Source organism: Emticicia agri (genome assembly GCF_004168285.1).
Taxonomy (GTDB): Bacteria; Bacteroidota; Bacteroidia; order Cytophagales; family Spirosomataceae; genus Emticicia; species Emticicia agri.
In genome coordinates this window covers 170,553-194,976 of the sequence record NZ_SEWF01000007.1, presented here as the reverse complement: position 1 = coordinate 194,976, position 24,424 = coordinate 170,553, and the positions used below count along the sequence as shown (strand labels likewise).

Annotated in this window: 19 protein-coding genes; 5 read left to right on the top strand and 14 right to left on the bottom strand. The window is 38.1% G+C overall.

Features of this window, described 5'->3' with window-relative positions; translation table 11 throughout:
* The 5 genes from EWM59_RS06980 to EWM59_RS06960 form a co-directional block, all read right to left on the bottom strand.
* Positions 1 to 919, bottom strand: a 919-nt coding sequence (locus EWM59_RS06980; RefSeq protein WP_130020228.1) for an IS256 family transposase, incomplete at its 3' end; no start/stop codon positions are given.
* 80 nt (positions 920 to 999) lie between these two features.
* Complete coding sequence (locus tag EWM59_RS06975; RefSeq protein ID WP_130020227.1) at positions 1,000 to 2,661, bottom strand: AMP-binding protein; 1,662 nt, start codon at positions 2,659 to 2,661, stop codon at positions 1,000 to 1,002.
* Positions 2,662 to 2,883: 222 nt separating this feature from the next.
* Entirely contained in the window at positions 2,884 to 4,371 is a 1,488-nt protein-coding gene (locus tag EWM59_RS06970) for a glycine--tRNA ligase (protein ID WP_130020226.1), read from the bottom strand.
* 26 nt (positions 4,372 to 4,397) lie between these two features.
* Positions 4,398 to 4,964, bottom strand: coding sequence for a retron system putative HNH endonuclease (locus EWM59_RS06965; RefSeq protein WP_130020225.1), 567 nt, complete (start codon positions 4,962 to 4,964; stop codon positions 4,398 to 4,400).
* The gene (locus tag EWM59_RS06960) at positions 4,961 to 6,253 is read right to left on the bottom strand and encodes an AAA family ATPase (protein ID WP_130020224.1); all 1,293 of its coding nucleotides are present in this window, start codon (positions 6,251 to 6,253) and stop codon (positions 4,961 to 4,963) included. Before EWM59_RS06960 ends, EWM59_RS06965 begins: the two co-directional genes overlap by 4 nt.
* A gap of 96 nt (positions 6,254 to 6,349) precedes the next feature.
* On the opposite strand from EWM59_RS06960, the gene EWM59_RS06955 reads away from it, so the two are divergent.
* Positions 6,350 to 7,309, top strand: a complete 960-nt coding sequence (locus EWM59_RS06955; protein ID WP_130020223.1) for a ComEA family DNA-binding protein — start codon at positions 6,350 to 6,352, stop codon at positions 7,307 to 7,309.
* A 28-nt stretch (positions 7,310 to 7,337) separates the two neighbouring features.
* Here the strand turns inward: EWM59_RS06955 and EWM59_RS06950 are convergent, their stop codons facing one another.
* From EWM59_RS06950 to EWM59_RS06920, 7 genes are all read right to left on the bottom strand, one after another.
* Entirely contained in the window at positions 7,338 to 7,850 is a 513-nt protein-coding gene (locus EWM59_RS06950; RefSeq protein WP_130020222.1) for a hypothetical protein, read from the bottom strand.
* Between the two features lie 127 nt (positions 7,851 to 7,977).
* Entirely contained in the window at positions 7,978 to 10,365 is a 2,388-nt protein-coding gene (locus EWM59_RS06945) for a TonB-dependent receptor (RefSeq protein WP_130020221.1), read from the bottom strand.
* Positions 10,366 to 10,377: 12 nt separating this feature from the next.
* The gene (locus EWM59_RS06940; RefSeq protein WP_130020220.1) at positions 10,378 to 11,565 is read right to left on the bottom strand and encodes a DUF4249 family protein; all 1,188 of its coding nucleotides are present in this window, start codon (positions 11,563 to 11,565) and stop codon (positions 10,378 to 10,380) included.
* 22 nt (positions 11,566 to 11,587) lie between these two features.
* Entirely contained in the window at positions 11,588 to 12,673 is a 1,086-nt protein-coding gene (locus EWM59_RS06935) for a DUF4249 domain-containing protein (RefSeq protein ID WP_165372127.1), read from the bottom strand.
* 71 nt (positions 12,674 to 12,744) lie between these two features.
* A complete protein-coding gene (locus EWM59_RS06930) occupies positions 12,745 to 13,887 on the bottom strand; it encodes a DUF4249 domain-containing protein (RefSeq protein WP_130020218.1) in 1,143 nt (380 codons plus the stop codon).
* Between the two features lie 35 nt (positions 13,888 to 13,922).
* Complete coding sequence (locus EWM59_RS06925; RefSeq protein ID WP_130020217.1) at positions 13,923 to 14,966, bottom strand: DUF4249 domain-containing protein; 1,044 nt, start codon at positions 14,964 to 14,966, stop codon at positions 13,923 to 13,925.
* 145 nt (positions 14,967 to 15,111) lie between these two features.
* Positions 15,112 to 17,502, bottom strand: a complete 2,391-nt coding sequence (locus EWM59_RS06920; protein ID WP_130020216.1) for a TonB-dependent receptor — start codon at positions 17,500 to 17,502, stop codon at positions 15,112 to 15,114.
* A gap of 146 nt (positions 17,503 to 17,648) precedes the next feature.
* On the opposite strand from EWM59_RS06920, the gene EWM59_RS06915 reads away from it, so the two are divergent.
* Positions 17,649 to 19,001, top strand: coding sequence for a M24 family metallopeptidase (locus EWM59_RS06915; protein WP_130020215.1), 1,353 nt, complete (start codon positions 17,649 to 17,651; stop codon positions 18,999 to 19,001).
* A gap of 98 nt (positions 19,002 to 19,099) precedes the next feature.
* On the opposite strand, the gene EWM59_RS06910 is transcribed toward EWM59_RS06915, so the two are convergent.
* On the bottom strand, positions 19,100 to 20,011 hold the full coding sequence (locus EWM59_RS06910; RefSeq protein ID WP_130020214.1) for a DUF8428 domain-containing protein: 912 nt from the start codon (positions 20,009 to 20,011) through the stop codon (positions 19,100 to 19,102).
* Between the two features lie 487 nt (positions 20,012 to 20,498).
* Between EWM59_RS06910 and EWM59_RS06905 the strand changes: the two genes are divergently transcribed.
* Both EWM59_RS06905 and EWM59_RS06900 read left to right on the top strand, forming a co-directional pair.
* The gene (locus tag EWM59_RS06905) at positions 20,499 to 21,191 is read left to right on the top strand and encodes a response regulator transcription factor (RefSeq protein ID WP_165372126.1); all 693 of its coding nucleotides are present in this window, start codon (positions 20,499 to 20,501) and stop codon (positions 21,189 to 21,191) included.
* Complete coding sequence (locus tag EWM59_RS06900; protein ID WP_130020212.1) at positions 21,188 to 22,567, top strand: sensor histidine kinase; 1,380 nt, start codon at positions 21,188 to 21,190, stop codon at positions 22,565 to 22,567. The genes EWM59_RS06905 and EWM59_RS06900 overlap by 4 nt, the downstream gene beginning before the upstream one ends.
* A gap of 52 nt (positions 22,568 to 22,619) precedes the next feature.
* Here EWM59_RS06900 and EWM59_RS06895 read toward each other — a convergent pair whose 3' ends face one another.
* Positions 22,620 to 23,432, bottom strand: coding sequence for a mechanosensitive ion channel family protein (locus EWM59_RS06895; RefSeq protein ID WP_130020211.1), 813 nt, complete (start codon positions 23,430 to 23,432; stop codon positions 22,620 to 22,622).
* A 144-nt stretch (positions 23,433 to 23,576) separates the two neighbouring features.
* On the opposite strand from EWM59_RS06895, the gene EWM59_RS06890 reads away from it, so the two are divergent.
* Entirely contained in the window at positions 23,577 to 24,314 is a 738-nt protein-coding gene (locus EWM59_RS06890; protein WP_130020210.1) for a sulfite exporter TauE/SafE family protein, read from the top strand.
* Positions 24,315 to 24,424 lie beyond the last annotated feature (110 nt).

The window sequence follows — 24,424 nt, the reverse complement described above, 5'->3', positions numbered from 1 at the left end:
TACGCCATTTCTCTTCAAGAACAAGCAAGTTCTCTTCACCAATAATACTATTGGGAGCTTGATAGACTGACTTTAAATCAACAATAAATTCTTTAATGTATTTTTCTGGAATAAAGCGTAAAGAACCTCTAATTTGGTGAACAACACACAATTGTATTTGGGTCTTAGGAAACACATTTTCAATAGCTTCCGGAAAACCTTTTAGACCATCCACACAGGAAATAAAAATATCCTCTACACCTCTATTTTTGAAATCCTGAAGTACGCTTAACCAGAATTTTGCCCCTTCACTTTCTGTCAGATAAATACCTAATACTTCTTTCTGACCTCTTAAATTCAATCCAATAACGCTATAAAGCACACGAGTATTAACCTTACCATCGGTTCTTACTTTATAGTACATCGCATCCAACCAGGCAACTACATAGATGCGTGATAATGGACGTACCTGCCATTCTCTTAACATGGGTAATACCTTGTCAGTAATACTGGTAAGTTCACTGGCAGACAAGGAATAGCCATATATTTCCTGAAGATGTTTGCCTATTTCTGAATAACTCATACCACGGCTATACATCGAAATAATTTGACCCTCTAATTGCTCTGTTAAAACAACTTGCCGCTTGGATACTATACTTGGTTCAAAACTTACAGAACGGTCTCTTGGGGTTTGCAGTTCAAATTCCCCAACATTACTTTTTACCCTTTTACTTGAAGTACCGTTTCGCCTGTTTGACTTGCCTAATGATCGCTCTTCTAATAAATGAGCTTCCATCTCACCCTGTAAGGATTGCTCTAAAAAATGCTTGAGCATGGGAGCAAAAATGCTATTCTCACCTGTTAAGGGCTTGCCTGAATATAAACCCTTGATGGCTTCTTCTTGAAAAGCCTTAAAATCGAAGTCTTGATTGGTTGCCATAAAAAAACTTTGTCTATTGTAAAATTAGAAAAATTCTAAGTTTAGTTTTGACACAGTTTAAAAAATAGTCTCAATGTATTTTATTCCCAGACTACGGTTTCTTTTTTATTATACCAGGGTTCTAACTGAGCCGCAAATTCTTTTTCAATATTCCCTCTTTTTATCTTCATAGTTGGGGTCAGTTTGTTATTGTCTACTGTCCAAGTGTCTTTTAGTATGACTATCCTTTGCACCTTTTCGTAAGGCTTCAGCGTCGGATTTAATCCTTTCAGCGTTGCTTCCAGGCTTTCATTCACCTTTTGTCTGGCAGTAGTTCTGGCAAAATCAGATAATACTACCAATGCAATAGGTTGTGGTAAATTATTGCCCGCTACGCATATCTGTTCAATAAAACTATTGCTGGCAAAGCCTACTTCTATCTGTGCCGGAGCTACATATTCACCTTTCGAGGTTTTATACATTTCTTTTACACGTCCTGTTATTTTCAGGTAGCCTTCCTCGTCCAATTCTCCTACATCTCCAGTATGTATCCAACCTTCCGAATCAATGGTCTCGGCTGTCATTTGCGGCTCCTTATAATAGCCTATCATATTCCAGTCTGAGCGGGTACATATTTCATGAGTATCGGGCATCAGTTTTATCTCCATACCAGGGTACACTTTTCCAACTGTACTATCTTTGATTTTCTCACGGGGCATCATGCTTACTGCTCCCAGATTCTCGGTCATACCATAAGCTTCTTGTATGACAATACCTAATTTCCTGAACCATTCTATCAGTGGAATTGGCATAGGTGCAGCCGCTGTCAGAATAATAGCGGTATTGTTTAGTCCCAACCCTTTACGGATTTTAGTTTTAATAAGACTGCTGATAACAGGTATCTTCAGGAGAAACTCTAATTTGTTTTGTGGGAGTTTTGACAGAATACCCAACTGGAATTTTGTCCAGATTCGAGGAACTGCCAAAAAGTGCGTTGGCTTGGCCGTTGCTAAGTTTTTAGCAAAACTTTCTAAGGTTTCGGCAAAATAGACAGTTGCTCCGGCTATGGTTGCGCCGGATTCTATGACATTTCTTTCGGCAATATGAGATAGCGGTAAGTAAGAAAAGAACCGGGCATTGGGATAATCTAATTTAGCGTGTTCACGGGTACTATATACGCCTGATGCTACCGCTTTAAAGGTCAGCATGACGCCTTTGGGGTTTCCGGTAGTGCCGGAAGTATAAATGATACTGAATAAATCGTCCATTTTCGGAAGATAATCTTCGGCTTGCGGGGCATGATGAGCCATTATTTCTTCCCACTGCACATGGGCAGGTTGTGGATTATAAGTAGGGAACGAAATGCGTGTTACATCTTTTGGAATCCCTTTCTCGATATTCTCTACCTCATCTAATTTACCAACAAAAATTACCTGACAACCGCTATGAACCATTACCTGATTGAGTTGTTCGGCTGTGAGCGTAGCATAGAAAGGAACAGACACATGGCCTGACATCAGAATACCAAAGTCGGCAATAAGCCATTCTGCACAATTTTTTGAAACCAATGCAATATTGCTTTTGGGAGGCAGATTCAGCGATTTCAGATAGGTGGCTATCTTTCGGGCTTGCTGACCTACTTCTTTCCAGGAGAAATCTTTGTAAGTATCTCCGAGAGGTTGCCGAAGATAGATATTATCAGGTTGATTTTTTTCTCGATAGTAAAAATACTCCAATAAGGTTTTATCGGGAGAAAGTTTCATAAGAGTGCTGGCATTAACAGGTATATCGATGGTACTATAAAAATAGTATAAAAAGATGAAGAAATTAAATAATACTAAGAAAGTTACGAAAAATTTTATCTATTGGATTGAAGCCCGAGAAAATTAGTTTTGATAAGAGGATTGCCGGAACGGCTAAAAACAAAATCAGCATGAAATAATGGACTATTTCATGCTGATTTTAATAATGGAGGATATAAAATCCTATATATTTTCGAGGATACGTTCCATAGAAACCTGATACCCGATTTTTTCTTTCAATTCGCGGATGGATACTCTTTCCTGCTCCATTGTATCACGGTGACGGATAGTAACCGTATCATCTTCCATAGTCTGGTAATCAACAGCAATACAATAAGGTGTACCAATTAAGTCCTGACGGGTATAGCGTTTACCAATGGCACCACCATCGTCATAAACTGTTCTGAAAGAAGATTTCAACGATTGCGCAATAGCTTCACCTTTTTCTGCCAAACCATCTCTTTTTACTAATGGTAATACGGCCACTTTAATGGGAGCCAGGGCAGGGTGTAGTTTCAGATAGGTACGTTCTTTTTCGTTTTCTCCTTCGCCCACGGTTTCTCTTGTAAAGGCATTGCAGAAAGTAGCCAAGAAAAGACGGTCGGCACCTACAGACGTTTCTACTACGTATGGAATATAATTACCAAAAGGCTTACCGTTTTCATCAAGGTCAGCATCAAAGTACTGCTGTTTTTTCTTCGATAGTTCCTGATGATTCCGTAGATCAAAATCAGTTCTTGAGTGAATACCTTCTATTTCACGGAAACCAAATGGGAATTCAAATTCAATGTCAACCGCTGCATTGGCATAGTGTGCTAACTTCTCATGGTCGTGGAATTTCAGTTTTTCAACAGGTAAGCCTACGGCTTTGTGGAATTTCAAACGGGTTTCTTTCCATTCTTTATACCATTCCATTTCTGTTCCGGGGCGTACAAAGAATTGCATTTCCATCTGTTCAAACTCACGCATACGGAACGTAAACTGTCTGGCTACAATCTCGTTTCTGAAAGCCTTACCAATCTGTGCAATACCAAAAGGTACTTTCATACGTCCGCTTTTCTGTACATTCAGGAAGTTGACAAAGATACCTTGTGCCGTTTCAGGACGTAAATATATCAGACTTGAATCTTCTGCTACCGAACCTACCTGCGTAGAGAACATCAGGTTAAATTGGCGTACTTCTGTCCAGTTGGCTGTTTTTGAGATAGGACAAACAATGTTTTCAGCAATAATCAAATCACGCACACCTGATAAATCTTCTGCACCTAATAGTCTACCCATTTCAGCCAGTAAAGTATGTGCTTTTTCCGTTTGTCCGGCTGCCGCATATTCTTCTGCTTTACCCTCTAACAACTGGTCGGCACGGTAACGTTTTTTACTGTCTTTATTGTCAATCATAGGGTCGTTAAAACCATCTACGTGTCCTGATGCTTTCCAGGTAAGTGGGTGCATGAAAATAGCGGCATCGATCCCCACAATATTGTCGTGCAGTTGAGTCATGGCTTTCCACCATGCTGTTTTCAGGTTATTTTTAAGTTCTACACCGTTTTGTCCGTAGTCATAAACTGCCTGCAATCCATCGTAGATTTCAGAGGAAGGAAACACAAAGCCATATTCTTTGGCATGAGAAATAATATCTTGCAGTGAATTTGTTAATGCTGGTTTGCTCATTTAATTATTTTAATTTTAACACTTTATTAATAACCATATCTATAGGGTCTCTCATCAAAAGGAGTATTGTAAGCGACTTCTTTTTTTATTGCATTAAATCTATTAAGTGGCTTACTACCTGAATTTAGATTAAATATTTTAATAGTTATTTCTGCTCTCTTTTGATTTTCAACTGATTTTAATTCGTTAGGCAGGATTTTCCCCGTACGAGAATCGTACCGGAAATATTCTTCAAACTGAAAGTTAGTCTCATCCGGCTTTAATAACAAAGTATCATATTTATTTCCTCTTTTATTACATTCTCTACAACATGGGAATAAATTACTGTAAGTGAAAGCATCTAATAAAAAAGTTGTTTTAGGTTTAAAATGATCTATTTCAAATCCTCGGTCATCTTTTAATAGATGGCAATCACAATAAGCACAATGGTCATTATTACATTTCAATAAAGCACTTTGTATAATCTTGCCTTTTCCTTTCCATGACCAATCACTACTTTTTTTACTTTTACTATACTTTTCTTCCCACCATTCGCCAAGTTTTTTTTCTTCTTCAGGAGTTAAAGGATTGAGCCCCCTTTTAAAATTTATCATATAGAAAAATCATCAGCTAAATTTCTTGATAATTGTCTAAGTTCAAATTGCACTCTATTTTGTAATTCCGGGCTTTTCAGGGCTAATCTCTTTGCTTTTTTTAATAAATCTTTTTTATCAAAACTCACATCTTTTTTATATGCTTTTTCTATTATTCTATGAAAATTCTCAATCTCTTTTTCAACAGGAAGTCCATACATTTGAGATATTTCAATATCATAGATTTCATTCAGAACTTCATCAATTGGCTTAGAGGTTGAAGAAGATGTACGTTCTTTAACTTTACAATATCCACTCTCGTTTAACTTTAATTCATATATATAAGCACCATCTACTGAATTAACAATAAAAGGAGAATGGGTAGTAATAAAAATCTGTGCATTTTTAAACAGCTTTTGTACAACTGGTAAAACTTTTCTTTGCCAGGCAGGGTGTAAATGCACTTCTATTTCATCAAGAAGCAGAATAATTGGTTTGTCACTAAGCAATAAATCAGTTTTCCATTTTATATTATCAATTCTCATTAATAAATCTCCAATCCAACTAATTAGAGAGCGAAGACCATCTGGTAAGACATCAAATTCAAATTCTTTATTAGTTTTTTTTATTAAAACCATTACATTTAAATTTTCTGTATTTAATACAAATTCAATGTCTTGGTTTATAATTTCACCAATCACAAATTCCAGGCTCTTAATATTTTCTTCGAATTTTTTTATTTTCTCTTTCTCATTCCTATTTCTTGCATTATTTCTTTTTGAAATAGTATTTGCAAGCCATTGATTTATGGAATAATCATTTTCATAATAAATTTTGTTAAAATCTAATGCTTTTACAAGAGGATTGTAATTAGGAATCTCTTTAATATTGGTTCTTAAATCACTATTAACAAATCTATATCCTGAATAGGCAAAAGCTGGGATTTTATTAATGCCAAAATCCTCTTTTTCTTCGTTTAGGTGATAATCATCTATACCAGAAGGAATTAAAGTATCTTCATTTTTTTGTAATTCTATTCTTCCTCTTGAAGTAGAAACTATACATAATGATTTGTTATTTTCAAATCTGAAACGCTTTGTAAATAATAAATCATTTGAAATTGAAGAATAATCAAAATTAGTTGTTGACAACGCACATGCCAAAGCTTGCAAAATAGTAGTCTTCCCAGTCCCATTCTCTCCTGTCAGAATATGAATTTCTGCCATATCTTTATCCTTCTTTTCAGGAAAAGAAATAGTTTCATCTTCAAAGACACCAATATGTTTTAACTGGAGGGAGCGTACTTTCATTGAAAAATATTATTTTGTTCACAAAATTAACTAAAACCTTGCAAATACATGAGCTATCTTATTATTTTTGAGTAATTTGTGTGTGACTGCTATTTTATGAACCGACTTCAGAAATTTATCCGTGATTCTTTAAGTATGACTTCCTATGAAGCAAAGGGAGTGATAACTGCTTTTGGCATCATTATCGGAGTATTGGTATTAATGTGGGGAGCTGACTATTTCTTTAGCCAGAAACCACAGAATCTGGTTATTTCTTCGCCAAAAATGCTGGATAGTCTGACAGTTGCTGTAGATAACCAGACCAAGGAGTATAACAAGAACCGTACGTTTAAGTCAGACTATACTGATACCAAAACTAAAACCTATAAGCATTTTAATTTTGACCCCAATACTGCTACCGTAGCACAATTTGAAGAATTAGGACTACCCAAATTTATTGCCGAACGCATAGAGAAATACAGAAACAAAGGAGGGAAGTTCAGGAAAAAAGAAGATTTAGCTAAAATCTATGGGCTTTATCCGGAAACTTATGAGCGATTAGAGCCTTATATTACCCTTCCATCTGCCGATGAAGCCTCTGTTAATACGCCACAAGCCGAAATTATAACTCAGCCTTTAGTAGCTGAAAAACCAGTTGCCTTTATACCTAAGAAAACAGAAATCCTTGCGAAATTTGATTTAAACACGGCCGATACTACTCAACTGAAATTAATCAGAGGAATTGGCTCAGGTTATGCCAAACGGATTGTTAAGTTCAGAGATATATTAGGTGGATTTGCCAATGCAGAGCAGGTGCGAGAAACGTATGGCTTGCCTACTGAAACCGCAGATGAATTATTAAAGTATGGCTATGTGAATGGTACTATTAAGAAGTTAAAAGTGAATCAACTGCCTTTGGCAGATTTACGGCATCCTTACCTGAAATTTGCGCAAGCAAGAGCTATTATTGCCTATCGTGAGCAACATGGCAGTTTTAAGTCGATAGAAGATTTAAAACAGATAAAAATTTTAGATGCAGCGACTATTCAAAAAATAGAACCGTATATTGAGTTTTGAAAAAGAAGAGGGGCAAGTGCCCCCCTGATTATCTTGCGTTTTTGCACATTCTTACCGAATCTTCAAATTTATGCACTATTTCTTTTACCAGACTCTCGTCTTGCGTATGTAGTGTAAAATTTGTTTTACTATTGTTGTCATCATCTTTCAGATTGAATGAGCCGCTCAAAGCGTTGTCATTGCCAAAACCTAACTTCATTTTCAGCCTGTCGGCAGGTACTATCATTTTCAATTCATAATTGCCGTCTTTTTCCCGGGCATAAGAAACTTTTTGTACGTCTTTTAATAACCATGAAATAGTCATACCAAAATTAACATCCGAATCTCTTGAGTCAATATTCATATTCATCTGACAGCCTTTGAATCTGAAAGTAGGCACGCTTTCTTTGTCATTTACAGTCAGGTTTTTACCTTTTTCTTCTTTGACTAATCTGTCTAAGTGGCTACTCAACCATTGGGTATTTGATTCTAAAGTCTGGGCAGAAACCAAATTTGTGCAAAGCAATACAAGGGCAATTGAGAATAATGGGAGCTTTTTCATAATTTCAGAGAAGATTAAATTTGTTAGTTCAGTAAGTAGATGCAGATATGGCTGAGAGGGTTGCGTAGCCATAAAAAAAGTCCTCTTTATGGGAGGACCTTCTATAAAATATGGCAACAATGCTATTTTACATAAATCTGAAATTATAGGACAAAGACACAATTGGTGCGCCAAAAACAACTAATTTATAAGCGGTAACTGCTGTACCTTGTGTACGGATAAATACCGAGTAGGCATTTTTCTTGCCATAGAGGTTAAATACCGTGAATGTCCAGTTGCCTTTAAAACGTTTATCTTTCATGCTTGGCTGATAGATATTCCAGGCAAAATCAAGGCGGTGATAGTCAGGCAGGCGGGCATTGTTGCGTACGCCATAATATGGATAACTGGTACCCTGATAGATAATGAATCCTTCCGGCATGGTAAACGGACGTCCGGTACTGTAAGAGAAATTGAATGAAAAATCGTGGTGTTTGCCTTGGTTGATAATGACAGAAGCATTAAAAGAGTGTGGTCTGTCGTAGTTAGCCGCATACCATTTCCCGAAGTTTATCTGCTCTCCAAAACTATTTCCTTCCGAAACCTGATTTAATGAGCGGGAATAAGTATAGTTTACCCAACCTGTCATTTCGCCTTTTTTCTTTGAAAACATCACTTCTAAACCATAAGAGCGGTTTTTACCTTGCAATAATTGCATTTCAGGATGAGAATCTAATAAAAAATCTGCGCCGGGTTTATAATCGATGATATTGTTGGTGGTGCGGTAATATCCCTCCACCGAAAGCTCATATACATTGCCCGGTAAATTATGGAATACTCCTGCTGCCATTAATGAACTTACCTGCGGACGAATATGGGGGTCGGATGTTTTCCAGCGAGAGGTTGGTAGGGGAGTAGTGGTATTGGTTACTACCTGCATATACTGGCGCATGATATTATAGCCCACTTTAACAGAGGTTTTTTCGCTAATCGAATATTTCAGACCTACTCTTGGTTCAAAACCTCCATACGACTGAATGACTTTGCCTTTGGGATAAAAAACGGTATCACGCACTGATAAGGCGTCTTTAGGTTCTCCGGGAGCATAGATTTGTACATTAGAAGGCCCCAAAGCGAAAAACTGTGAGTATCTGACACCCACAGAAAAGGTAGTTTTAGGCGAAAGAGTAATTTCATCTTCAGCATGGATACCGGTTTCTAAAGAATATTCATCAGGGGTTTTCAGGGCTAACACACTTTTGCTGGTACCGGGTTGTAATTCGCCGGGGCCAACTTTGTATTTAGTAGCACTTAAACCTACTTCAATATTATGCTTATCTAACGAATAATTGAGGTTGGTCTTGGCTTGTTTATAATCTATGTCTGATAAGAGTACAACCTTGTTGTCAGTGTTAAGCTCAGGTAACAAAGTTTTTGGAATATAATACGCTGAGACCACCGTAGTTTGCAGGTTTAATTTAGGTGAGATAGCATAAAACCAACGTGCCGAAAAACTTCTGCTGCGGTAGTCATACTGCGTAGAAGTAGCATTGATATTACCGATTCCGCCCAGGAGTTCGGTCTGGAAAAAATCTTTACTATAATAGCCCGAAGCAGTAATGGTATTTTTGCTGTTTAAACGCCAGAATACTTTCCCTACCAGATCGGCAAAATTGGCTTTTATATCATCTAATTTCTTAGAGGCAAGTGGTAGCAGGAAATCATTGTAAGAAGCCCGGCCTGATATCATAATGCCTAATTTATCTTTTATAATAGGCATATCTAATGTCAAACGATTGGAAACTAAACTGATGCCACCATTCATCTTGAATTTATCTAATGAAGGCTGCGCAAGGGTTACATCCATTACTGCGGCTGCTCTACCACCAAAGCGAGCAGGGGTATTTCCTTTATAAACCTCAACCCCTGATGCCGCTTCAGACGGGAATGCCGTGAACAAACCAAACATGTGTGTAGGATTGAAAATAGGAATATCATCTAACAAAAGTAAATTCTGGTCGGTAGTACCTCCTCTGATATTAACCCCATTTGAAGCTTCTCCTACACTGGTTACACCCGGAAGCATCTGTAACCCTCTCAGAATGTCAACCTCACCAACCGCAGCAGGGAGTTTACGGAGAGTTTTAATATTCAACTGATTTACGCCTAACAAGGGGCGTTGTACGTTGGCTTCTACACCTTTGCTTGATACGATTACCTCTTCGAGTTCATTTTCTAACCGTCCTAAAGCATAGTTACGCCTGATATCTGATAAGATTCTGAAACCATCTCTTACAGGACGATAACCAACAAACTTTATGGTTACGGCGTGTTCGCCTGAGGGAATATTTATGTCAAAAAAGCCATTTTCATCGGTAACAGCCCCGAACTTGCCAAAATCAACATTGATTGAGGCTTTGACTAAAGGCTTGCCATCAATAGTATCTCTTACATAGCCACTAAAACGATAGTAAACCTGTGCGTTGGCGGCTATGGTGAATAGCAAAAATGAAGTGATAAGGTAAATTTTCTTCATTGTTCTGAATAATCAATTGATGGTAAATGATAAATGAATGTATTTTATTTTTTTTTTAACTCGGTCAATCCAACCTTCCGGTTTAATTTTGGTTCGGGTCGGGCCTTCAATACACGGTACAAGCGGAGGCCTTTCAGGGTCGAGGTCATCAGGGGGCTCCGGTATAATCGTATGGTCTAATAAACCGATAGGAAATGCTTTTCCTTTGGCACTTTTACGGTCAATCCAATATTTTCTTTTTTTTATGCTGGTAACCATAAATAACCCGGCAACAGGCTCATTGGCATTATTGATATTCTTCACATTACCGATGATTCCTGAGGGAGGGGTATCTACCAGGTTTCCGTTACTCTGTACCTGGTCTGCTATGAGTTTAAAATAACGGTAAGCATCTGGCGAAACAGATTGCTGCTGTATTTCTATCAGACCTCCTTCTTCCTGATAGTAAGGGATTTTTGCAACTAATTTTCCGGTAATTAAATTGCCATTGGTATAGATATCACTGAATACATTCAGCTCTTTACTGAAAAACAAATCCCAACAATCACCGTTACAAAAATAATCGAACCACTGATTGAGCAACCCGGTTTCTTTTCTACACCCCTGGGCGTCTCGTAAGGCTCCCGTCTTAAAATACCTGCCATTTGCGCAGGTAACACATATCTCCTGCAATTCCCACAATTTCCAGGTCCACATATAATTATTTTTCTGACCGACGGGGTCGGGTGTATCAATGTAGACATAATTGGCCGGGATATAAAACTCTCCTCTTGGTATGCCTTCAAAAACAAATTCATCATAAACTCCGGTAATATCAGAGACACTAACCATTGTTTCTATACCTGACTTATACTGAGAGCCATCAACCCTCTGAATGAATAACTGATAGGTACTACCTGTTTTGGTACGAAAAGAAGCTGGAAGCGCATAGACTCCATTTTCCTGTTCGGTAAGCATGATTTTCTCTTTATTATCTACCAATATCTCAACTTTGGCTTCTAAAACCGGCAATGAATAGGTATTTCGCTCGTAAGAAATAGATTCAGCTATTTTAATTTTCTGAGGCTCGTCGATGTCTGTAAGCGTAGCTTCAACTGTAAAAATAACCTTATTGCCATTAAAAGTTAAGGGGAATGGCTCTATACACGAGCAAACCCACAAAATCATTGAGAGAGAAATAACAGATGTAATGCGGGTCATTTCTAAAGTTTTTTAAATTTCACTAATTTATCCAACCCTCAGGTTTGAAACGGGTACGAACTCTGCTTTCTTCGCAAGGAGCTGCAGGAGGGCGTCTGGGGTCTCCGGCTGAAGGCTCAAAATTAACAGGATGGTCAACAACGCCTATAGGTGTTACCAGCACATCTGCATTTTGTTTATCTAACCAATATTTTTGAGTACGAACACTTGTTACCATAAAGAAACCCGCCACGGCTTCGTCAGATTTAGCTACATTTCTTATATTGCCAATAATAGCTGCAGGAGGCGTATCTACCAGGCTACCATTATTTTGAACCTGATTGGCTAATAGTTTCATATACTGATAAGCCGATGATGAAATAGATTGTTGTTTGATTTCAAGCAAAGCACCCATTGAAGAATAATAGGGGATTTTTCCCACGAGCCTGCCTACAATCGGTTGACCGTTAGAATAGACATCACTGAAAACATTCAACTCTTCATTATAAAAAATCTGCCAGCAAGATTCAGCACAATAATAGTCATAGGTTACTTCCGAGAAAGCAGGCTCTAATCTGCAACGCGCAGGAGCAGGGGAAGTAAAATATCTGCCACCGGTACAGGTCATACAAACGTTTTGTCTTTCCCACAGTTTCCACGACCACATATAATTGTTCTTTTCATTGGCAGGGTCATTGGTGTCAATATATACATAATGAGCCGGCTTATCTAAAGAGGTCGTTTTAATGCCATCGGCCTTGAATTCATTATACACTCTGGTAATATCAGAGACTACACTCTGGCGTTCTTCAGTTGACTCATAGCTGGTTCCGTCTTCTTTCTGAAAAACCAGTTTATATTTTTCGCCTACTCTTGTATGAAATGAAATAGGTAAAACATATTCCCCTCCGGCCCTTTCAGTCAGAAGCACCCTTTCATTACCATTGATTACAATTTCTACCTTAGCTTTTGTAACAGGTAGCGCATATACTACGTTGCCACTGCTAAAAGATTCCGTAAGTTTAACTATCTGCTCATCAGCTAAGTCGGTAATAGTAGCATCAACTGTTAATATTCTTCGTTCTTGCTGTCCTCCTAAACTAAAAGGTTCAACACAAGCGTAAAACATCAAACAGACACACAGTAGGAGTAAAAAACTTTTGCTTTTGAGCATTTTATTAATTTTAATTTGATTATCGTTTAATCAATCCAGCCCTCCGGCTTCACGTTTGTCCGGTACTTACCCGGTACACATGGAGCTAAAGGAGGTCTCGGTGGGTCAGGTGGTAATGAGTTAGGTTCATAATAAATCTGATGCCCGATAATACCTGTCGGAACAGCTTCACTTTCTCTGGCATTCTCACGGTTTAACCAGTATCTGAGTGTCCGTACGCCTGAAACCATGAAAAATCCGGCAGTTTCCTCATCAGGATTCGCTACATTTCTGATATTGCCAATCACTGCTGCCGGAGGCGTATCAACCAGGCTACCTGTATTCTGTGCCTGGTCAACTAAAAGTTTTAAATACCTATAAGCGGCAGCCGAAACAGATTGCTGTTTGATTTCAAGCAAAGCTCCTTCTCGCAGATGATAAGGTATTTTAGCTATTAACCGCCCTATAATGGGTTTCCCGTTGCTAAAGATGTCGCTGAACACATTAATGGTTTTATTATAAAATATATCCCAGCAATTGCCGTCGCAGGCATAATCAAAATATGGCACATCTTTATACTTTTCTTCGCTTTCACATTTTCCCAGAGGTGGTGGTGAAGTAAAATATCGGCCACCCACACAAGATTTACAGATACTCTGTTTCTCCCACAATTTCCATGACCACACATAATTATTTTTTTCGTCAGCGGGATCTGTTGTATCTAAATAAATATAAGATGCCGGGTCATAACCTGTTTGTGTTTCACTGCCTCTCATCCTGAACTCATCATATACCCGATCAATATCAGGTACACTGGTCATGATTTCTTCTCCTGATTCATATTTTGTTCCGTCTGACTTCTCAAACAAAAGTTTATAGCTATTACCTATTTTTAACTGAAACGACCTCGGTAGAGCATAAATACCGGGATTTTTTTCGGTAAGCAATACCTTTTCTGTTTGATTAACCAATACTTCAACTCTGGCTTGCCTGATAGGAAACGAATAAGTTACACTATTCCGGCTTTCAGATTCAGTAATCGTAAAAAACTGCTCTTCAGTAGTATCAATAATGGTAGCATCTACTGTGAGGATTTTTTTACCTTGCGGAAAACTTATTTCAAAAGGCTCAACGCACGAGCCTATCCACAAGCCTATTACAAGAATCAACCCCTTTATTTTTGTACGCATTAGTCAAATGGAAATTTTATCTATAGTTGTATGTTTCAGTTTATCCACCCTTCCGGTTTCCAGGGCGTACGTCCGGGTCCTTCCACACAAGGATAAGGTCGTGCATTGGGTGCCGGAACTGGTGCCCGACCCAGCACATTTACAGGTACAGCCTTGCCATAACCATTCTTACGGTCTAACCAATATTTTTGTTTTACTATACTTGCTACCGAAAATACCCCTGCTACGGGCTCGGTAATATCATGGATATTTTTTATATTCCCTACAATGGCCGCAGGTGGCGTATCTACCAGTGTGCCACTCTTCTGCGACTGCTCACTTACCAGTTTAAAATACTGATATACCTGTGCTGATATAGTCTTTTGTTCAATTTCAAGAAGTGCTCCATCGAACGAGTAAAAAGGTATCTTGCCAATTAACTTTCCGTAATTACTTTTGCCGTTAGCATAAACATCGCTGAAAACGTTAAAATCTTTGTTATACAATATTTCCCAACATTCGCTGTCACAAGAGAAATCGTAGTAATTGGTGTAGCAATAGTATTGGCGTTCCCACAATTTCCATGTCCAGACATAGTAATCTTTTTCCTCGGGATTATCCTTGAAATCTAAATAAATATAATTGGCGGGTATGTCTCTCAATTCGCCTGCTATGCCCTGTGATTCAAATTCATCAAAAATCCGGTCAATGGCAGGTACCTGTGTAGTTTTTTCTTCACTTGATTCATAAACCGTACCATCAGGTTTTGTAATTCTTAATTGATAAGCAGTACCCGGATATATACGAAAACCGTAAGGGAAAACATAACTACCATTGCCTTTTTCAGTAGAGCGGACTGTTTCAGAACCATTGATTACAATTTCAACTTTCAGGTTCAAGGTCGGAACATTATAAGAGTCTTTTTCGAAATTGTAGGTTTCATGAATAGTAATGTTTTGTTCTTCGTCTGTGTCTGTCAGATTGCCTTCTACTACCAGATATTTCTTTGCACTTGATACATTCATCTCAAATGGAGTTACACAAGCACCAGCGAATAGCACAAGGGTAATGACCGCTATTTTTGAGAATAAAGACATCATAGAATAGACACAGACTAAATAAATTGTATAACTGACAAATATAAATATTCAAAGACAGATTAGAAATTAATAATGTATGATAGAGGTATTTTATAGATGAAATACCTGATTATGATGGTGAAAAGCGGCTTTTATACAGATAGATTTAAAAGTCTATCTGAAAACTCAGCACAGGTACCAGACCATTGCCTGTTTTGCGAGCCTCTAGCCGGTTTTCTATACTGTTATATTGCACACTCGTAATATTGATTTTATTGGTAGCATTCTGTACATCTAACGATACTACTGTGGCATATTTCCGGCGATTGGTGCGGTAAGACATCCTGCCATCAATACGAAAGTAAGCAGGTGCCTGCAATGAATAATCGGCACCTTTCAGCATTATATACGTTTTTCCCTGGGCAGACGCTGTTTCGTCAAGCGGGGTATACCTGAAACCACCGTTGTAGATTGACCTCGCCCCAAGCTGAAAAACAGAGCCATTTTTAAATATAAACTCGCGGCCAAAAGTAAGTGCCGTGCTGAACTTGTCATTAAATGAAGAATTATACCATTTACCGTCAACGGTCTGGTACCTGGCATCAAACAGAGAGCCTGTAAGTACTAAATAGTATTTTTTAGAGAAAAATCTTTCAACAGATAAATCAATGCCATAGTTTCTGCCTTTGCCTTTACTTATTACGGCAAATTCGGGGAAATTATCAGCATAGTTGAGCATCCAGTAAGAAGAGCCCGCTTTAGGCTCTACCGGAATTTTGTTTAATAGCTGATAATAAGCCTCTGCTGAAAATTTCCAGAGACCCGGCGTTACATAATTATAGCTCAGAATAAAGTGATTTGACCTTGGGAATGATAAGTTTCTGTTAGGTTTAGATTCGCTGACTACTCCGGCCACTGTATCCTTTCGGGTATAGAAATAAGCACTCATGGGTAGCAACTGGCTGTATAAACCATACGCAAAACTAAAAGTATGCGCATTGGGCGAACGATACTGGATTGATAAACGGGGTTCTATGGAAGAAGTATTATTCAGAAAGAGGTGCATGAAATGAAATCCGGCATTTAAGGTTATGCCTTTGCCTACATTCTGTACTATCTGCGCATAAGCCTGTGCTGTCTGGGTATTGCCACTGCCATTTACTGAAACTTTTCTGCCTGCATTTAATTGATTGACGTCGCTGACCGATTTTCGGGCGGCAGTCTCTTTAAAGAAATCAAAATCAATGTAATTCAGAATGCCTCCGGTTTTTAAACGGGTTTTATTACTGAATTTGTAGTTATAGGCCACCGAACCTGCCAAACGAAACTCTTTGTAGGCTTGTGTATCATACCTGAATCTTTCATCTTTCAGGCTGAGTGTATCAGAGAAACGTTTGATAGAACTGCCAATAACAGCCACTACATACTTAAGTGATGATTTTTCGTTGATATTGCTTGTATGAGTTAAGCCCACAGCTCCCATATTGGCAGGTCTGATTCTGTCTTCCCAGTTATCGGCTTTTCCCAATACACGTTCTTCGGGATTTTCGACCGGAAAATAATGTTCAGTACTTAAACCACCTAAGCCAAAAAGGGTAGTGGTTTTCTTGCCATCTTTACTATGAAAAGCTACATTGAAAGATAAATCCTGAAAAAGGTTCGATACCCGTTCGCCTACCAGATAAAAACCCATCTGGCTCAATAAGCCTAAAGTAGAGTAGCGATAATTGACTAAATAAGACGAACGGCCTTTGGCAATGGGACCTTCTGTTGAGAAATCGAGCCCTAATAAGCCTATTTTAGTTCTGTATTCTCTTTTTTGCCGATTGCCTTCTCTGAACCGGATATCGAAAGCACCTGTAATGGCATTTCCATATTCGGCAGGCATACCACCCGTAAAAAAGTCAGAACGGCTTAGTAACTGTGCACTAAAAACCGTGATACCTCCACCACCAGAACCCGGTTGTGCAAAGTGATTCGGATTAGGCACATCAATACCTTCTAAACGCCAAAGAATACCAAAAGGAGAGTTGCCACGTACTACAATTTTATTTTCGTTTTCGTCTCTGCCTGCTTTTACACCCGGATAAGCCAATGCCATACGTCCGGGGTCATTGACAGAGGCCGGAATCCGCTCCGTTTCTTCTACTGTAAAAGACCTCGCACTCACAAAAGCGAGGTCATTTACAGGGCGACTTGTGTTTTGCGAAGCTGTTATTTTTACTTCCTGCAAATCTCCTGTGGCTTCATTTAGCTCAATTGTCAATACCACTTCTTTGGCAGAATTCAGAATAAATTCTTCGCTTACATAAGTTTCATAACCGATAGAACTACATTTGATAGAACGACGGCCAATAGTAACATTAGGAATAGAGAAAAGACCCGAGGCATCGGTAATAACCCCCTGTGTAGTACCTATAATCTGTACAGAGGCGCCTACAATCGGCTGGCGGGTAATGCGGTCAATGACACTGCCTCTTACCACCTGAGTTTTGTTTTGTGCAAAGAGTATGGATACACTAAATAAAGCAAATAGTACAGTAAAACTACATTTCATAGGGCAATAAGCGGTTTTAAACAAATATATTCAAATAAAATGAATTAGTAGAAATGTGAGCAGAATTGTAGAAAAATGTTCGGGCAGCTCATGTTTTTTAATTCAGGAGGCTTATATTTAGGTTTCTAAACTAAGCTACCTTCATCATGAAAAAAATCTTATTGTTTGTTTTTTGTTGCCTCACGATTACCTGTGCTTTTTCTCAGATTCCTATTGCCCGTATTTTGTCAGAACGTGAACGTGCTACGGTCATTGACGAGATATTAGAAGACAGAATGACCAATCTATTACCCCAACTCATGCGGAAAGAAGGCATTGATATGTGGGTACTGATTTCGAGAGAGTATAACGAAGACCCGGTAATGAAAACCATGTTGCCTTCGGTATGGCTTTCGGCAAGGCGGCGTACAATCATGGTTTTTTTTGATAAGGGTGCTAAAGAGGGCGTTGAGCGTCTGGCTATTGCCCGCTATGATGTAGGTAATTTGCTGAAAGGTGAATGGGATTTGAATACGAACCCTGACCAATGGGATGCACTGATAAAAGTAATCAGAGAAAAGAACCCTAAAAAAATAGGCTTGAATTTCTCGAAATATTATGCCCACGCCGATGGACTGACCTTTACAGAGCAGAAAGAGTTAATGGAAAAATTACCTGCCGAATTTCAAAGCAGAATTGTGTCGGCTTCTGATTTAGCAGTAAACTGGCTTGAAACCCGTACAGAAAGGGAAATGATTATTTATCAGCAGATATGCCGTATCTCACATGAGATAATTCAGGAGGCCTTTTCAGATAAAGTAATTCAGCCGGGTATTACTACTACTGACGATGTAGTATGGTGGATGCGCCAGAGAGTAACTGATCTGGGACTCGACACGTGGTTTCATCCGACAGTAGATATTCAACGATTGGACCCCGAGAATTTTGACCACTTACGAACTTTCTCGAAACGCCCTCAGAAACAGGTGATTATGCCGGGTGATTTGTTACACTGTGATTTCGGAATAATTTATTTACGCCTGAACTCTGACCAACAGCAACATGCCTATATACTGAAAGCAGGAGAAACAGATGTACCCGAATATCTGAAAAAGGCATTTAAACAGGGGAATCAGTTGCAGAATAATCTGACCGATAATTTTAAAGCAGGACTTACAGGTAATGAGATTTTATCAAAAGCTCTGGAACAATCAAAAAAAGATGGCCTGAGAGGAACAATTTATACACACCCTATTGGTAATCATGGACATGCTGCCGGGCCAACTATTGGTATGTGGGATAATCAGGGGAAAACTATTGGTAGCGGTGATTATCCATTGAATTATAATACGGCTTACTCAATAGAACTGAACGTATCGGTTGATTTGACAGAATGGAAGAAACCCATCAGGATTATGCTGGAAGAAGATGGCTTTTTTGATGAAAAAGGGTTTCGGTATATAGATGGCCGTCAGACAGAAATTATTCCGATTCCGAGAGTACTGACTCATGTGAAGTAGGAACAAAAAAAATTGGTAAAGATAATGCTAATCTTTACCAATTTTATCAATATAAATCCCAAAGCTAAAAGTGCTTGATAATTGATGTTGATAGCAAATTACCTCAACCGGAACTCAACTTTTCCTACAAATAATTTTTCGGTAAAAAGCTCAGCAACATATACGCCCGATTTCAATTTCTCATCTAATTTATATCTTAGCGTAACCCTTTGAGGGTTTCGGGTAAAATCTACAGCTTTAGTAACATGAACTGCAACCGGATTCATCACTCCTTTTATATCAACATTTACCTGTTTGGCTTTTGTGTCTTTCAGAGGTTTCTGAGTAATGTCTTTCAGGCTCAGGTATACAATTTCGTCTGCCCCTCCTTTCGCTTCTTCCGGTAAATCGAACATAATAGCTAATTCTCTCGCTCTGCGACCTTTTACTATCAGTTTTTCTCTTCGGTTCATCACCTCTACCCGAAAAGCATTGGCACCTAAAAGAGATTTAGACGACTCTTCTTCTTTTGGCAAAAAAGTAGTGACATTTTTATTGTCGTTCAGCTTTCTTAAATCTTCATTTTCTTTACTTAGTCTCGAATTATCAGCCCTTAAACGAGCATTTTCCTGCTTAATACTGGCTAATTCATTCCCAAGAGATTCTTTCAGTAGCTTCAATTCATTTACCTGTTTTCTTAAAGCCCCCAGAGACTGATTTTCTTTTTGCAGGCGATTCAATATTTTGTCTTTTTCGGCTAACTTTTCGTTGATACCTGTCAGTGAGGCCGAAAGAGTCTGATTGTGAGCAGTAGCTGCTTCTAATTGTGAGGATATACCTTCTAAATCTCTCTGGAGATTATCTCTTACTACTTTTAAAGAGTCGGTTCGTTTGGTTAATACTTCGTTTTCTTTTTTGAGTGTTCCTCCGATTCGCCATTGGTATCCACCCCATAGTAATGCTAATAAAAGTAAAATACTGATAGCCGCCGCATAGGTGCGGGTCTGGTGTTCTGTGGGTTGTTGGTTCATGTTGTAATAGATAGTTTAGGAAAGCTTTAAAAACAATCGAAAAGCAAAGGTAATTGCGAATCGGTACTTTAAAAAGAAATATACGTAGTCAGTTAATAAATTAAGGATATTTTTAATGGAAACAGTAGTTTATTCGGTTATTATAGGGTTATAGGCAATAAAATACTGCTTGTGTCGGTTTATTAAGGTATTTTCAGCGTTTCAGGTTAAGAATATTTTCAGGGTATATTTTGCTGCTTCGAAAGCTTTTAATCCTGATACAATTTTAAGCTATAAATCTTTTTTTGCCTTGAAATACACCTTAATTCTTACTTAGAAATAAATTAAAAAAAGATAAATGAATAAAATCACTGATTTTAGATTTGTATCTTTGAGTAAATGTATGTCTTGAAATGAAGATGAATAAGAGGGAAGAAACTCTTTTAATCAGTAAAAACCATGACTATACGTATTAAAAACCGGATTATTTTAAAGATTGTGAATGGAAATGTCGGCAAAAAAAATTTTAGTAATTGAAGACGACCAGAGAATTGCTCAGTTACTGACACGAGGATTATCAAATAAAGGTTTTGAAATAGAAGTAGCTTATAACGGCACTTTAGGCTTGAGAAGAGCAGAGTCTATTGACTTTGACCTGATTATACTGGATATTAATCTGCCTGAAATGAATGGCTTTGAAGTATGCAAAAGTATCAGGTCGTTTAAGCCTAATTTGCCAATACTGATGCTTACAGCGATGAGCGAAATAGAAGATAAGATAGAGGGATTTGAAGCAGGAGCAGACGACTATATTGTAAAACCTTTCGATTTCAGAGAGTTATATCATAGAGTATTGGTGGCATTAAGACATAATAATCCTGAGCCTGAAAATCTGGGGAATATTGTGAAGATTGCTGATTTAGAGATTTTTCTCGACAGTAAATTAGTGAAAAGGGCAGGGCAGGAAATACGCCTGACCGCCCGAGAGTATGACTTTCTGCTGTTTTTGGTAAGAAACCAGGGGAGAATTATCTCCAAGCCTGAAATTGCTACCAATGTATGGGACATACATTTTGATACAGGTACTAATGTGATAGAGGTGTATATCAATATTCTTCGCAGAAAAATAGATAAAGGTTTTGAGCCTAAACTGATTCATACCCGCCCCGGATTAGGCTACATGATTAGAGAAAGTGCATGAAAATACAGACCAAAATAGCGATTCAGTTTTCAATTATTGTTGCAAGTTTATTGTCGTTGTTTTCATGGATTATCTATCAGCAATCAGCTTCTTATAGAGAAGAGGAATTTATAGAGCGTCTGAAAAATAAGGCACTTACTACAGCTTCCTTTTTTATTAAGGTAGATGAGATTGATAAGGCTTTACTAAAGATTATTGATAAAAATACGCTGACTGCTCTCCATGACGAGAAAATTCTGATTTTTTCGGACAAAAATGAGCTATTGTATAGCAATATTGACGAAATCGTCATTAATTATGATGCTGCCTTATTAGATAGTGTAAGGGAGGCTAAATATTTAGAGTTGCCAAGCGGCGAAAATGAATCTTTAGGTCTAATTTATAATAATGGCCCACAGCACTTTGTTATATTAGCTTCAGCCTTTGATAAATTCGGGAAGAGCAAACTGAAAAACCTGCGTGATACACTCATTATAGGGTTGATAGTAGGTATTTTAATTACTATTATTTTAGGTATCTTCTTTGCCGGGGGGGCGTTGAAACCGGTAAACCTGTTTATAAATAAGATAAGTACTATTACGGCCAATAATCTCAGGCAACGTATTGAAGGACATGATAGCAAGAACGAGATAGGAATGTTGGCAGCAGCTTTTAATAAAATGCTGTCTCGGTTAGAGCAGTCATTCGAGTTACAGAAAAGTTTTGTCTCTCATGCCTCACACGAATTACGTACACCTTTAGCCGCTTTAAAGTCAGAAGTAGAGATTAGTCTTGAAGAAAATCTTTCCATAGAGCAGCACAAAGGTATTTTGCAGAATATCCGTCAGGATATTAATCGGCTTATCAATCTTTCGAATGGCTTATTGCAGATAGTGCGTCCGTTTAAATCACCATTAATTAATTTTGGTGAAGTACGTATTGATGATATTATTTTTCAGGCACAAGATGAATTAGGATTGAGTAAGCCTGAATACCGCATTGTAGTAGAGTATGCACAAGAGCCTGAAAACGAATATTCGATTATTGTTTTTGGGAACGAAGCACTTCTGAAAACCACTTTTATTAATCTGATAGATAATGCCTGTAAATACTCACCCATGCAACAGGCGGTGGTAATTATTGATTTCAATAAAACACATACCATAGTTACGATTAAAGACGAAGGTATAGGCATACCCAAAGAAGACCTGGAAACGATTTTTGCACCTTTTTACCGTTCAAAAAATGCCCTCAATATTTCCGGCTTTGGTATAGGGCTTTCGGTATGTAATAAAATTGTAGAACTGCATAAAGGTAAAATAAATATTCAGAGTGAACTGAACCAGGGTACAAAAGTAACGGTGCAATTACCAAATGCAGACATTAATTCCATCTGACCTGAACAATTAAATCCATTTTTCAACCCAAGAGCTACTTTCTGAGTAGCTCTTATATTTTAATTCCTTCACTATCAAAACGTTTTTTTATGGCTAATAATAAATCAGATTTCATAGCAAAGGCTTTGGTTGAAGATTTGCACCATACGCTCAATCTTAGTGTAATCCATGAGTCAGATAAGTCAATTACCTGTACCAATACAGGAGTAATTTTTGGAAGGGTTTCATTAGGTACTTCTATGATAGAAGCATTATAAAAATCAGGATGGCTGACGGCTATTTCCTTAAGCAGGCTCATAGCTCTGTCAATATCTTTGGTAATAATCTTTATGTCAATCTGGTTACATACTTTGTCGTCAATAATTGTCGAATTAATCACATAATCTCTTGTAATAACCGAGTTGGGTACAATGATATGTCGGTTTTCAGCATTATTGATAACTGTATATTGCAAAGTAATATCTTCTACAATACCGTGTTGTCCGTTGGGTAACTGGATAGCATCGCCAATGCGAAAGGGCTTATAAATAACAATAAAAATACCGCTTACAATATTGCCGAAAGTCTGTTGTGTGGCTAAACCTATCACAACCGACAAGATACCTGCACTTGCCCATAAAGTAGTTGCCAGTTTTTCCAGACCCGGAATCAGATGCACAACCAGAATGATGGCTACCGCAAAAATGACGAAACTGATGGCGTTTTTCAGAAAACTAAAAGTAGTAGGGTTAATTCTGATATTATTTGCAGAAACTCTTGCGTATCGGTTAAGTGCTTTGCGCGCTAATTGTGAGAAGGCCAAAGCTACAATAAGAATAACAATGATACTGACCGAATGAAAGAAGTCCAAGAAAAAACCGTTCATAAGATTTGTGGATATTGATAGAGGCTACAATTTAAGCGAACCTGCTCTAAATTACAAATTCAGATACCAGAAGTCTAAATTCTTTGGAGTAAAATAGGGAATTGCGTTATATTTGTAAAAACATAACGACCCAGCCTGATGCTTATGGAATCTACTTTATATATCCTACTCTTTCTGTTAGCTATTGTTGCGTTTCTATATTCATCTGTGGGGCATGGAGGAGCAAGTGGGTATCTGGCTGTGATGGCATTGATGGGTGTGGCCCCTGCTATGATGAAATCGTCGGCTCTGGTAATGAATCTGGCAGTGTCTTTGTTTTCATTTATCGGGTTTTATCGGGCAGGGCATTTTAAAATTAATCTGTTTCTTCCTTTTGCACTGGCCAGTATCCCTATGGCATATCTGGGAGGCACCATGACACTTCCTGATAGTATCTATAAAAAAATACTGGCGGTTTGTATATTCATCTCTATTGCCCGTCTGCTTTACCAGTTTCGTACAGAAGAAACACCTAACCGTCCTATACCATTATGGGCAGCTTTGTTGTCAGGAGCGGCCATAGGTTTATTATCGGGTATGATTGGGATTGGTGGAGGGATTATCCTGAGTCCTTTAATGCTACTCATGCGTTGGTCAAAATTGAAAGAAACAGCGGCTGTATCAGCTTTATTTATCTTCGTAAATTCTTTGTCAGGCTTATATGGGCAATTGTCTAAAGGGGGTATTCATCTCACACCTGATTTACAATGGGCAGTAGGGGCAACTATTGTGGGAGGTTTATTAGGGTCTTATTTTGGTAGCCAACGGTTTAATATTCCTACCCTGCGCTATCTGTTGGCTTTTGGGCTGACTATTGCCTGCCTAAAGTTGTTTTTTACCTGATTTTCTCTCAAAACTATCCATATCTCTGCTTTTATAAATTCAAAAAGATAGAAGAAAAGCCGGAGATATACTATTATCTTTCTTCAGGAATATTATCTTTGCCGATGAAT